The organism is Melittangium boletus DSM 14713, assembly GCF_002305855.1.
Lineage (GTDB): Bacteria > Myxococcota > Myxococcia > Myxococcales > Myxococcaceae > Cystobacter > Cystobacter boletus.
Window position 1 is genome coordinate 5,811,126 of the sequence record NZ_CP022163.1, and the last position, 12,703, is coordinate 5,823,828.

General features: G+C 70.1%; 9 protein-coding genes. 7 read left to right on the plus strand and 2 right to left on the minus strand.

The features are described from left to right. Window positions 1-8 precede the first annotated feature (8 nt). The 6 genes from MEBOL_RS24405 to MEBOL_RS24425 all read left to right on the plus strand — a co-directional run bounded on the left by MEBOL_RS24405 (window position 9) and on the right by MEBOL_RS24425 (window position 9,489). A complete protein-coding gene (locus MEBOL_RS24405; protein ID WP_095979708.1) occupies window positions 9-1,421 on the plus strand; it encodes a DUF1501 domain-containing protein in 1,413 nt (470 codons plus the stop codon). Then, the gene (locus MEBOL_RS24410) at window positions 1,418-2,779 is read left to right on the plus strand and encodes a hypothetical protein (RefSeq protein WP_095979709.1); all 1,362 of its coding nucleotides are present in this window, start codon (window positions 1,418-1,420) and stop codon (window positions 2,777-2,779) included. The genes MEBOL_RS24405 and MEBOL_RS24410 overlap by 4 nt, the downstream gene beginning before the upstream one ends. 1 nt (window position 2,780) lies before the next feature. Next, window positions 2,781-3,437, plus strand: coding sequence for a hypothetical protein (locus MEBOL_RS41365; protein WP_157775436.1), 657 nt, complete (start codon window positions 2,781-2,783; stop codon window positions 3,435-3,437). Then, a complete protein-coding gene (locus MEBOL_RS41370; RefSeq protein ID WP_157775438.1) occupies window positions 3,434-4,294 on the plus strand; it encodes an alpha/beta hydrolase in 861 nt (286 codons plus the stop codon). The genes MEBOL_RS41365 and MEBOL_RS41370 overlap by 4 nt, the downstream gene beginning before the upstream one ends. 247 nt (window positions 4,295-4,541) lie before the next feature. Continuing rightward, window positions 4,542-7,376, plus strand: a complete 2,835-nt coding sequence (locus MEBOL_RS24420; RefSeq protein ID WP_245918808.1) for a Kelch repeat-containing protein — start codon at window positions 4,542-4,544, stop codon at window positions 7,374-7,376. 127 nt (window positions 7,377-7,503) lie between these two features. After that, on the plus strand, window positions 7,504-9,489 hold the full coding sequence (locus MEBOL_RS24425; RefSeq protein ID WP_095979712.1) for an ELWxxDGT repeat protein: 1,986 nt from the start codon (window positions 7,504-7,506) through the stop codon (window positions 9,487-9,489). Window positions 9,490-9,526: 37 nt separating this feature from the next. On the opposite strand, the gene MEBOL_RS24430 is transcribed toward MEBOL_RS24425, so the two are convergent. Continuing rightward, on the minus strand, window positions 9,527-11,098 hold the full coding sequence (locus MEBOL_RS24430; RefSeq protein ID WP_095979713.1) for a ligand-binding sensor domain-containing protein: 1,572 nt from the start codon (window positions 11,096-11,098) through the stop codon (window positions 9,527-9,529). 198 nt (window positions 11,099-11,296) lie between these two features. Here MEBOL_RS24430 and MEBOL_RS24435 point away from each other — a divergent pair, with 198 nt between their 5' ends. Further along, on the plus strand, window positions 11,297-11,998 hold the full coding sequence (locus tag MEBOL_RS24435; RefSeq protein ID WP_095979714.1) for a class I SAM-dependent methyltransferase: 702 nt from the start codon (window positions 11,297-11,299) through the stop codon (window positions 11,996-11,998). A 1-nt stretch (window position 11,999) separates the two neighbouring features. Here the strand turns inward: MEBOL_RS24435 and MEBOL_RS24440 are convergent, their stop codons facing one another. After that, window positions 12,000-12,689, minus strand: a complete 690-nt coding sequence (locus tag MEBOL_RS24440) for a response regulator transcription factor (protein WP_095979715.1) — start codon at window positions 12,687-12,689, stop codon at window positions 12,000-12,002. Window positions 12,690-12,703 lie beyond the last annotated feature (14 nt).

The window sequence follows — 12,703 nt, forward strand, 5'->3', positions numbered from 1 at the left end:
GCCCCACCATGTCCGACGCCGATGATTCGAAGCCTTCGTCTCCGGGCCGCCGACAGTTGCTCAAGGGCCTGGGCGTGGGGGCCACCGCGCTGGCCTTCCCCCACCTGTGGTTGCCGCGCACGGCCCTCGCCCAGACGCCGGGCCGGGGCAGTGTGCGCCACCTCATCTACATCCGCCTCTCGGGCGGCTTCCGCTTCACCACCGCCTACAACGGCGACGTGGCCGACGAGTTCAACCCCTTCGGGGCCTCGGACAAGCGCGCTCCGGGGACCGAGTGGGGGGTGAGCAAGTTGCTCGAGCGCGCGGGCTGGCTGGAGGGGGAGGCGAACAAGGCCCGGCGCGACCTGGGCATGAAGTCGGTGGCCTCGTTCTCCAACGAGATGTGCGTGCTGCCGTGCGTGGACCATGAGCCCTTCTCGGCGCGGGCGGACGGGGGCCACGGCACGGGCCTGGAGCGCTTCCTGACGGGGTACGTGGGCGGCGCCACGGGCTTCATGACGCTCGTGAACTACGGGGTGCGCGCGCGCGTGGCGGAGGCGGCGGCCAAGGGCATCACCCTGCTGCCCGCGTTCAGCCTGGGCGAGGCGGGCATGGCCACCGGCGCGGGCACCTACGCCACCTACCGGCCGCCCGTGCTGGAGGGCAGTGGCTTCGAGCGCTTCGGCGCGGATCCGGACTCGAGCCTCAAGCCGTGGGCGGCCCGGGTCGCCCAGGGCGTGGATGAGCGCTTCCGCGCGCGGCTGCACCTGCCCCTGCGCTCGGGCGCGGACACGTACCAGCAGACGCGCAAGGCCTCGAGCGACTACGGGAAGATCTTCCGCGACCCCATCCTCCGGGTGAGCGCGGACTCGGACGACATGGTGGACGGCATCAGCAACCGCCAGTTGCGCACGTTGCTCGGTACGGACACCACGGGGCAGCGGGCGGCGCTCGCGCTGCGCCTCTTCCACTTCGGCTGCCCCGCGGTGTTCCTCAATCAGGGCGGCTACGACTACCACTCGCGCGAGGACGCGGAGTTGCCCGAGGAGTTGGATGGGGCCAACCGGCTGGTGAGCGGCTTGCGCACGGCGCTCCAGCGCATGGAGCACCCGGAGGGCGGCACGTACTGGGACAAGACGCTGGTGGTGCTGGGCAGCGAGTTCGGCCGCACCACGGGCGGCAGCCGCTACAACTCCGCCAACGGCAGCGATCATGGCAGTGACCTGGCCACCCGGTGGATGTCCATGCCCTTCATGGGCGGCGTCATCACCCAGGCGGGCAAGGGCGGCAAGAGCCTCGGCTCGGTGAACCGCTCGGACCTCAAGGCCACCGGCAAGGTGTACTCCTACCGCTCGGTGCTCAAGACGATGATGGATCTGCTCGGCGCGGATCACGAAGGCGTCTTCCCCGCGGACGCCCCCCTCCAGGACTTCTTCGCATGAAGCGCTCGCTCCTCCTCGCCGCTCTCGGCTGTCTGTCCCTGGCCTGTGGCTCCTCCTCCGGGATTCCGGAGGAGCCGGGCACCATCCCCTTCGAGCCGGAGCGCCCCACTCCCGGCGGGGTGAATCAGGTACCCGCGTACACGGACTCGGATCCGGACGTGCTGGCGGCCCAGCAGACGTACGCCACGGGGTTGGATCTGCACCGCAAGCTGGTGCTGCGCACGTGCAGCGGCTCCAATGGCGTGTGCCACAACCAGAAGGAGTACCCGGACCTGCACACGGCGGGCACCTTCCTGTCCTCCATCGGCGCGCCGTGCAACGTGCAGTCCGGCAACCACACGGGTGTGTACGACCGGTGCGAGCGCCTGGGAGACCGCTTCCGCTTCGTCGAGAAGGACTTCCGGGAGATCGAGATCGGCTGGTTCGAGCTGTTCCCCGGCGAGACGCCCAAGCTGGATCCCAAGGGCACCCGGCCGGATGCGTCCACGGTGGGCCTGCACCTGCACCTGCATGACCCCGTGCCGGGGACGGACGAGCGCGTGTGGGTGACGGGCACCTTCATCCGCAACTTCATCGAGGCGGGCGAGGTGCAATCGCTGCCCTTCGCCAGCTACAAGACGAACTGGTGGGTGCTCGGGGACCGGCGTCACCTCTTCGCGGAGGTGAGCGAGGGCCAGCGCGACACGGTGGAAGGCCTGGTGGCCAGCGGCATCGTGCAGGGCGACCAGAATCGCAACACCATCTACGGCGCGCGCACCGCCTCCCCCGTGCCGCTGCTCAACCCGGGCAAGCCCGAGGAGAGCTACCTGGTGGCGCGGCTGCGCGGGACGATGGAGGGCGAGTCCATTCCCGGCACGCGCATGCCCCTGGCCAACCAGCCCCCGAGCGTGCAGGACATGCTCGCGCTCATGTGCTTCATCGAGGGCCTGGACCCGGCCTCCCAGCAATGGAGCCTGGAGTCGGCCATCAACTACGAGCACTGCTCGTACTCGAAGGATCCCAAGGCGTTGAGCCTGGCGGGCGCGGGGGCCTCGTGGAAGGGGCGCGTGTTGCCCGTGCTCCAGTCCAACTGCGGCGGCTGCCACGGCGGGGACAACCCCCAGGGCGGGTTGAACCTGCTCGGCTCCTCCGATGACGTCTATGAGCGTCTGCTCAAGCCCTCCGCGCAGAACCCGTCGCTGAACCTCGTTCAGAAGGGAAAGCCGCTCGATAGTTACCTGTGGCGCAAGCTCTCGGGCGACGGCTTCTTCACCGGGGCGCGCATGCCCCTCAATCCGCTCGACGGCAATGCCCCGCTGCCTCCGGACCAACTCAACGACATTTACGAGTGGATCCTCTTCGAGGCGCCGAAGGAGTGACATGCGGCGGTTGTCCCGATGGATCGTGCTGGGGCCGGCGGCGCTGGCCCTGGGTTGTGGACTGACCACCCAGGTGCGTCCGGTGCCTCGGGGCACCTGGGGAGCGGAGGCCGCGGTGAGCGGACCGCTCGTGAAGCTGGGGGGATTGCTGCCCGTGCCCCTGAGCACCGTGGGCGTGCGCTACGGCGTGGCCGAGCGCGCCGACGTGGCGGCCCATGCGCACCTCACGCCGCTCGCCTTCGGCGTGGCGGGGCTGGACGTGGGCGGCTCATGGCTCGCGCTGGAGCAGTCGGGCGCGGTGCCCGCCCTGTCCCTGGGTGGACGCCTCTATGGCTTCGCCCAGGTGCTCCCCGGCCGCGCCACAGCCCCCCGCGCCTACCTCGAGGTGTCGCCCACCGTCAGCTATCTGCTCGGAGAGCGCTTCCTCTCCTATGCCTCGGCCTCGGGCCTGGTGCAGTTCGCCGGAGGCCGCCCCCTGTGGTCCCTGGCGGTGGGCGAGGAGGTGCGTCTGGCCTCCTGGGGGTTGTGCCTGGAGGCCCGCTGGTACGAGCCGCACTCCGACACGCGCTTCCACGCGGTGGATTGGGTGGCGGCGGGGGCGCGGGGCGCGCTGGGGGTGGGGCTGGGTGTGCGCTACCACTTCGGAGGGGAACCGTGAGCCGTCGAATCCTGGGGTGCGGCGTGCTGCTCGCGGCGGTGGGGCTGGGGGCGTGCTACGCCTTGGATCCCTTCCTCTACGCGCGCGTGAAGGTGGACCACTACTCGTACTCCGCCGAGGGCGGCTCCCCCGAGGAGTCCGTGCCCCCCGAGAGCCTGGAGCCGGTGGTGCTCGACGTGGACGGTCAGGTGCGGTTGGGGGCCGTGTATGTGAAATCCCCTCAGCAACCTCCTCGTGCCTACGTGCTCTATTTCCACGGCATCTGTTGCAACCTCGATGTCCACGTGGACCGGCCCAAGCGTCTGGCCAATCTGGGCTACGACGTGCTGGTGTTCGACTACCGGGGATGGGGCATGTCCACGGATGTGCCCCCCACCGAGGAGGGATTGCTCGCCGACAGCCGGGCGGCGCTCACGTGGCTGTCCTCGCGCTCGGGGCTCCCGCCAGAGCGCCTCCTTTATTACGGCCGTTCCTTTGGCACGGCGGTGGCCACCCAGCTCGCGGCGCACCATCCCCCCGCGGGCCTCGTGCTCGAATCACCGTTCAGCTCCGTCCAGGGAATGGTGAGTGATTCCAGCCACATGGATCTCCCCGCGAGCTTCGTCTCCGAGGGGGCCTGGGACACCGAGGGCCGTCTGCGCGCGCTCGAGGGCGTGCCGCTGCTGCTGCTCCACGGCACCGCGGATGACTTCGTGCGCCCTGAGTTCTCCGCGCGGTTGTATGCCGTGGCGCATGAGCCCAAACGGCTCGTCCTGGTGGAGGGCGCCGACCACGACAACATCCCCGCCCGGATGGGCAGTGTGGCCTATGAGCACACCCTGTCTGGTTTCCTGGCTGAAATACACACACAACCCTGAGCGTCGGCTCGCCGATGGGGCCAGAAAGTGCGTCGCCCATTCGATAGTCGTCCTGGTTTCCAGGTGCGGCTTGAAAGAACGGTTTTATTTTTAAGTCGTCATTGGTGTAAAAATACACCACCCGTTCACCCGTCGATGTCTCCGGGGCCGGCCGGGTAGCAATGACGTTCCAGGGTTCACTGTCACGCCAACGATGGCTCTCCCCCCCGGAGTGTCGCGATGCGTGCAATCCAGAGGGAGGGTACGGATGCGTTCTGATACCCAGATGAAGTGTCGTAGTGGCATCCGCAACAGGATGTGGATGGCCTTGAGCGTGTTGATGCTCGCGGCCTGCGGCGAAGCACTCCCCACGGACGCCGACGGTGAGGAGCTGTCGTCCACGCCGGCGCTGTCCCCCCAGAGCACGGGCACGCGGCCGCAGGGCCTGGCCAGCGCCAACAAGGTCCTCATCCTGGCGGGCACCGTGACGGGTGGCACCGACAGCGTCGAGGCCCGCATGGCGCGCAACCTTGGCTACGGGGTGGAACTCGTCACCGACGCCCAGTGGGCCGCCAAGACGTCCGCGGACTTCGCCAACTACCGCGCCCTCATCCTGGGCGACCGCACCTGCAGCACCGCGCGTGGCCTGCTGAGCGCCGCCGAGCAGAGCAGCGGCAAGTGGGGCCCGGTGGTGGACGGCAACGTCATCATCGTGGGCACCGACCCCGTCTACCACGACGAGGACCAGGTCACCCTCAACTCGGTGCAGTTCGCCGCGGCGCAGGAGGGCAAGACGGGCATGTACGTCAACCTGAGCTGCTACTACCACGAGACGGCGCCCAAGACGAAGGTGCCGGTGCTCAACCCCTTCGGCTCCTTCACGGTGACGGGCGTGGGTTGCTACAACGACGCGCACATCGTGGCCACGCACTCGGCGCTCAACGGGCTGACCAGCGGCGTGCTGTCCAACTGGAACTGCTCGGTGCACGAGGCGTTCGACTCCTACCCCGAGGCCAACTTCACCCCGCTCGTCATCGCGCGCGACCCGGCGTATGGCTCGCGGCTGCCGGGCAGCAAGGACTTCGCGGACGGCTCGCACGGCGTGCCGTACGTGCTGGCGCGTGGCGCCATTCCGCTGCGCTGTGGCGACGGCGTGATTCAGGCCCCCGAGGAGTGTGATGAGGGCATCGAGAACGGCGTGCCGGGCACGAAGTGCTCGTCGGTGTGCCGCCTGAACTGGTGCGGTGACGGCAAGCTGAACCCGGGAGAGGAGTGCGACACGGGCGCCGCCAATGGCACGGGCACCTGCTCCGCGTCCTGCCGCATCACGGGCCCCACCAACCGTCCCCCGGTGGCGAAGTGCAAGGACCTCGACCTGACGCTGAGCGCCACCTGCGGCGCGACGGGCTCGGTGAACGACGGCTCGTACGACCCGGACAACAACCTCAAGGAGTGCGTGCAGACGCCGGTGAACTTCTCCGGCGCGGGCAGCACCTCCGTGACGCTCACCTGCACGGACACCGCGGGCCTGAGCGCCAGCTGCACCGCCACCGTGAAGACGGCGGACGTCACGCCGCCCACCGTCGTCTGCGCGCCGGACAAGACGTTCGAGTGCGTCAACGCGGGTTACTGGTACTCGCCGGGCGTCGCCACCAACCGCGACAACTGCCAGGTGGTGTCCTTCACGCGCTACACCACGGCCGAGTACATCCCGGTGAACAACAGCCGCACCTTCCCCTTCGAGGCCTCGGACGGCACCAACACCGGTCGCTGCACCACGACGGTGAAGGTGGTGGACACCACGCCGCCAGAGCTGCACATCAATGGAGGCGCGGAGGTGTCCCTGGCGTGTGGCTCGGCTTACGTGGAGCAGGGCGCGTGGGCGTGGGACTCGTGCAGCGCGGGTAGGGTGCCCGGCGACTACATTGCCGTCTCCGGCTCGGTGAACAACAAGGTGCCGGGCGTCTACACCCTCACCTATACGGCCCGCGACTTCAACGGCAACACCGTCAGTGCCGTGCGCAAGGTGGCGGTGCTGCCGAGCGACGTGTGCGGCAAGGACGAGCCCAAGGGCGGCTGGATTCTGACGGGCAGCATGGCGCTGCCCCGCCTGCAGCACACCGCCACCAAGCTGGACGACGGCCGCGTGCTGGTGGCCGGTGGCTTCAACACCAGCTCCGAGCTGTATGACCAGGACACCAAGACGTGGACGGCCACGGGCAACACCCTGGGCGCCCACCGCGGCCACACGGCCACCAAGCTGCAGGACGGCCGGGTGCTGATTGCCGGCGGCGGCGCGTGCCCGATTACCAGCGCGACGGCGGAGCTGTACGTGCCGGCGCAGGGCAAGTGGAAGCCGGCGGGTCTGCTCAACACCCAGCGCTTCGACCACAACGCGGTGCTGCTGCCCAACGGCAAGGTGCTGGTGGCGGGTGGCTTCACCAGCGAGTTCTACGGCACGGCGCTGGCGACGGCGGAGCTGTATGACCCGGCGACGGGGACGTGGAGCTACACGGGCAGCCTGGCGCGGGCGCGCGGCTACCACACCATGACGCTGCTGCCCAACGGCAAGGTGCTGGTGACGGGTGGCAGCAACGTGGCGGAGGCGAACGCGGAGAACCCGAACCTGCTGACGTCGGCGGAGCTGTATGACCCGGCGACGGGCAAGTGGACGAGCGCGGGCGAGCTGGGCACGGGCCGCGCGTGGCACACGGCGACGCTGCTGCCCAACGGGCAGGTGCTGGTGGCCGGTGGAGCGGGAATCGACGTGGCCAAGAGCGCGTCGGCGGAGCTGTACAACCCGGCGACGGGCACGTGGACGGCGACGGACGCGATGAAGTCGCCGCGGCGCTGGCACACGGCGACGCTGCTGGAGAACGGCGAGGTGCTGGTGGCCGGTGGTTACCACCAGCTCACCGGAATCCAGGTGGCCTCCGAGCGCTACAACCCGGCGACGGGCAAGTGGACGGCCACGGTGGACATGAACGTGGACCGCTACCGCCACACGGCGACGCTGCTCAACAACGGCACGGTGCTCGCGGCCGGTGGCGCCAGCAACCATGACCAGGCGTCGGCCGAGTACTACGACCTGCGCAAGCTGTAGCCAGGGCCGCCCGCCCGCCCGGTGATGCAAACCGGGACGGAGCGGGGTTTCATACAGGGGGCGCGCGCTCCGGGACGACTCCCGGGGCTCGCGCCCCCTGCGCTTTTTCTGGAAAGGACATACGCGGATGGTTCTTCGGACGCTGAAGTGGGGCGGGCCCCTGGCGCTCGCCCTGGTGGGCGCGGGCGCCTCGTCCGCCTGGGCGCAAGCCACGACCGTGCCGGGGTGCACCCGGCCCCCGGTGGCCCTCGAGGACGTGGCCCCGGGGGCGGCTGGCTCCTCCCCCGCCCACTTCCTGCGCGTCGGTGGGACGGTCTTCTTCTCCGCGGACGATGGCGAGCACGGAGTGGAGCTCTGGAAGAGCGATGGCACCGCGGAAGGCACGACGCTCGTCAGGGACATCTCCCCGGGGGAGGGCTCGTCGAAGGCGCGCGGGCTGATCGCGTTCCAGGGCGAGGTCTTCTTCATCGCGACCGATGGCGAGCACGGCAACCAGCTCTGGCACAGCGACGGGACGGAGGCGGGCACCCAGGTCGTCCGCGAGCTGGGCTCGGGCGTGGAGGGCGGCAACGTCGACGACCTGGTGGTGATGGGCGAGCGCCTCTACTTCTCCGCCTCGGATCACGTGCTGGGCAAGGAGCTGTGGGTGAGCGACGGGACGTTCGACGGTACCCGGCTCGTCAAGGACATCAACACGGGTGGGGGGAGCTCCATCTCCACCGGCTCCCTGCGCGTCGTGGGCTCCTCCCTGTACTTCAGCGCCTATACGGAGGCCGAGGGCTTCGAGCTGTGGGTGAGCGACGGGACGGAAGGGGGCACGCGGCTCGTCAGGGACGTGCTTCCGGGAGCGGGCAGCTCCAACCCCGAGCAGCTGACGCGGGTGGGCGACACCCTCTTCTTCACCGCGACGGATGGGACGCGCTCGCTGGAGGTGTGGAAGAGCGATGGGACGCGTGAGGGCACGGTGCCCGTCACGGATGCCATGGGCACGCGGGCGGACTCCTTCCCGGACGGGCTCACGGCGGTGGGCGACCGGCTCTTCTTCGGCCTGAGCGTTGGGGGGGAGGGCGCCGAGCCCTGGGTGAGCGATGGCACGGCGGCGGGCACCCGGCGCTTGAAGGACGTCCGCGCGGGGCGCGAGGGCTCGGATCCGAGTGCGTTCACGGCGATGGGCGGGAGGCTCTACTTCACCGCGGATGATGGCGTCGGCGGACGTGAGCCGTGGACGAGCGATGGGACGGAGGCGGGCACGGTGCGCCTGCGCGACGTGCGCTCGGGAGGCGAGGGCTCCGCGCCGCGCGCGTTGACGGCCGCGGGCGCGCGGCTCTACTTCGTCGCGGATGACGGAGGCGGCGCGCGGTTGTGGGAGAGCGATGGAACGGAGGCGGGCACCCGGGGGGTGGCGTCCGTCCTGGCGCTCAACCCGGACCGGCTCACGTACACCCAGGACACGCTCTACTTCTCCGCCGAGGCGGCGGGCTGGGGCCGCGAGCCGCATGCCCTGGCGCCCGCCTACTTCGGCGATTGCACGCCGCCGCTCATCACCTGTCCCGAGGGCGTGACGGTGGAGGCCACGGGCCGTGCTGGCGCCTCGGTGGTGTATGGCGCCGCCCAGGCGAGCGACGACGGACCGGCCGCGCCCACGGTGAGCTACAGCCACGCGTCCGGCGCGTCCTTCTCCGTGGGCACCCACGCGGTGACGGCCACCGCCACGGACGCCGCGGGCAACACCCGGACCTGCTCGTTCACGCTCTCGGTCCGTGACACCCGGCCCCCCACCGTCACCTGTCCCGCGGACGTGACGGTCTCCGCCACGAGCGCCACCGGCGCGGTCATCACCTACTCGCCCGCGCAGGCGACGGACACCGTGTCCGAGGTCACCCTCGACTACTCCACGCCGTCCGGAGCGGCCTTCTCTCCGGGCGCGCACCCGATCGAGGTCACGGCCCGCGATGCCTCGGGCAACACGGCCTCCTGCGCCTTCACCGTGACGGTGAGCGCCGCGGAGTCCGCTTCCGGGTGTGGCTGCTCCTCGGGATTCGCCGCGTCCGCCCCGTGGCTGTTGCTTGGCGTGCTCGTGCCGCTGCTCCAACGACGACGCCCCGGCGCCTGAGCTTCCAGGGGCCGGGGCGTCGAGGGGTGGGACGCCGTCAGTTGCCGGTGTAGATGCCGAGGGCGCCGGGCACGTGCGTCTCGTCACTGCCCATGAAGCCCACCAGGATGCGCCGCGAGGGCGAGCTGGGGTCCACCTGGATGTCGGAGATGCGGCTGCCGCACAACTGCCGGCCGAACTCCGCGCAGCTATAGGTGCGCTGCACGCCGTTCTGGATGCGGTAGACCACGCCCAGCCACCGCGCTCCGGCCCACACGCCCTCGCCCGAGGGATCCGCGGCCACCGTGGACAGGTTCGTGTCGCCGACGTTGACGTACTGGATGTCGCCGCCCTGGGTGTTCATCCGCGCGAGCCCCTTGCTGAACGAGCTCACCCACACGGTGTCTCCCACCACGGCCATGCCCGACACGTTGTCGTCCACGCGCTCGGAGGGCTTGGGCGCCCCGGGCTCCTGCACCAGGTCCGCCCAGATGTCGAAGCGGTTCCAGGCATAGGCCTTGTCCTCGGTCTCGCTCTGCGAGCGCCAGTAGTTCATGCCGTTGCTGCCGTAGCGGAAGCGGGTGGAGCGGTTGGCGCCGCCGAAGAAGGCATCCCCGCTCGGGTGCACGGCCACGCCGTAGTAGGCGTCGGTGAGCAGGATGGACTTGCCGCTGTCGTCCTGGGCGTTGAGGGCCGGGTGCACGTGCTCGAACACGCCGGTGCAGCTCAACTGGCCGTTGCAGGTGTGGTTGCCCGAGTAGGTCGCGTCCCCGCGGGCGAAGCCGTGGTTTCCGCCGAACCAGACGCTCTGGGTCTTCTTGTCGTAGGCGATGCGCAGGATGTTGCAGAGCTTCTCGCGGCCGCGCAGCTCGGCGGACACCACGTTGGGGCCGGAGAAGATGTCGTAGTGCACGACGCTGAGGGTTCCATCCGCGTTGAGCGTCACCTTGTCCGCGTCACCGCTCTTGTAGCGAGAGGGGTCCGGGTTGGGGCCGTCCCAGTTGTTCTCGCAGTGCTCGTAGCCCTTGCCGGGCCGGCCCTCGTAGCCCACGAAGACGGTGCCCGCGGGGCCGCCCGCCACGGAGATGGCCTTGAGGTACTTCTCGCCCCGGGGCTCGCTGCCGTCCGCCATGTAGCCGTAGGGATGCAGGCCATCGGCCAGGGTGTAGCGCCGCAGCGTGGTGGCGCCCGGCGTGAGCAGGAACAGGCCTTCCTCTCCACCCGCCACCCAGATGTTGCCGCCCTCGTCCGCGGTCACGCCGTAGATGCGCCGCGGCCCGCCGTGCTGGGTGCCGAAGAACTGCCAGCCCGGCGTCGTGGGGAAGGTGATCTCCGCCTCGGGAGGCGGAGTGGGCGGCGGCGTCACCGGATCCGAGCCGCCGTCGCCGCCATCGCCCGAGCCGCCGTCTCCCGTGCCTCCATCACCCCCCGTGCCGCCGCCCCCCGTGCCCGGGTCCGGATTGGGGAGGGGCAGGGGTTTGTCGGGTTGAGGCGCCTGCTCTCGCGGCGTGTCCAGTCCCGGATTGTTCTGCTCCGGGGGCTCCGGTGGCTGGGTGATGTCCTGCGTGCAACCCACCCAGACCGCGCCCGTCATCATCGCCGCCGCCGCCCACTTCCATCGAGCCTTCATGTCGCTGCCCACCCGTTTCGTGGAATCCGGACGCCCCGTGGCGTCCTGTGTCCGTCCTCCATCGCAATCCGAATGCCACGCCTACACGCCCCGGGTCGGGCCCAGGCGTCCACTCATGGACAGGGCATGGGCACTTCTGTTCCCATGATGGGCAGGTGCCGCCCCCCCTTGAGCCGCCAACCGTGCTACTCCGGACCCATGGCCGGAAACGACGCGCGCGGCCGCACGCCGCTCTCCCTCGTCGGGCAGGATCCCGATCTCCTCTTCTATACGCGCCAGGCGACGGGGCCGGGCGGGCCGGTGTTGGTGCTGGGCTCGGCCAATGGCCGGGTGGTGTGGACGCTGGCGCAGGCGGGCTTGAGCGTGCTCGGGGTGGATCCCTCCGAGCGCATGGTGCAGGCCGCCGAGGAGGTGCGCGGTGCGGAGTCCGTCGAGGTCTCGGGCCGGGTGCGGCTGCTGCACGCGGACCTGCGCTCGCTGCGGTTGGCGGAGCGCTTTCGCGTGGTGCTCGCGCCCCACCATGCGCTGGGGCTGATGGCCACGCTCGAGGACCTGGAGGCGTTGCTCGCCACGGTGCGTCACCACCTGGAGCCGGACGGGCTGTTCGTCTACGACGTGCTCAACCCGCACGAGGAGCCCTCCGCGCCGGGCCACGAGGACGACGAGCCGGGGGCCGCGGTGACGCCGCGCCGGCCCGTGTTCACCTTCCACCTGCGCGAGCGCAAGCGGCCCGGGGCGCCCTCGGGCATCCATCGCCTCAAGTTCAAGCCCTTCTCCAGCGAGGAGCTGGAGGCGGCGATGAAGAGCAGTGGCCTGACGCCTCGCGAGCGCTATGGCTCGTTCGAGGGCAAGCCCTTCGACCCGGCCGACGCGCACCACATCGGGGTGGTGGACGGGTAGCTCAGCGGTCGAAGCGGTAGCCAAGCCCCCGCACGGTGAGGAAGTGGACGGGGGCCTCGGGGTCCGGCTCCAGCTTGAGCCGGAGCTGGCGCATGAAGTTGTCCACCGTGCGGGCGCTGCCCTCGTAGGCGTAGCCCCAGGCGGCGCTCAGGAGCTCCTCGCGGCTGAACGTGCGCCCCGGGTGGGCGAGGAAGTGGGCGAGCAGCTTGAATTCCTGTGCGGTGAACTCCACGGACTGGCCCGCGCGGCTCACGGTCTTGGCGGTGAGGTCCACCTGGACGTCCCCGAAGCCCACGGGGGGCTGGGCGAGCGAGGGATAGCGCCGGCGCAGCACCGCCTTGATGCGCGCGAGCAGCTCCTGCAGGCCGAAGGGTTTGACCACGTAGTCATCCGCGCCGAGGTTCAGCCCGATGATCTTGTCCGGCTCGGCGCTCTTGGCGCTGAGCACGACCACGGGGGTATCGCGGCCGCGCTGGCGCAGCTCCTTGAGGACCTCGAAGCCATTGAGCTCGGGGAGCATCACGTCGAGCACCACGAGATCCGGCGCCTCGTCGAGCGCGAGCGCGAGTCCCTGCCGGCCGTCCTGGGCCTGGAGCACGTCATAGCCCTCGAAGCGCAGGTTCATGGAGAGCCCGGCGAGGATGGCCAGGTCGTCCTCCACCACCAGGATGCGTCGTGGCTTGTCGCTCATTGCTTCTGCTCTAC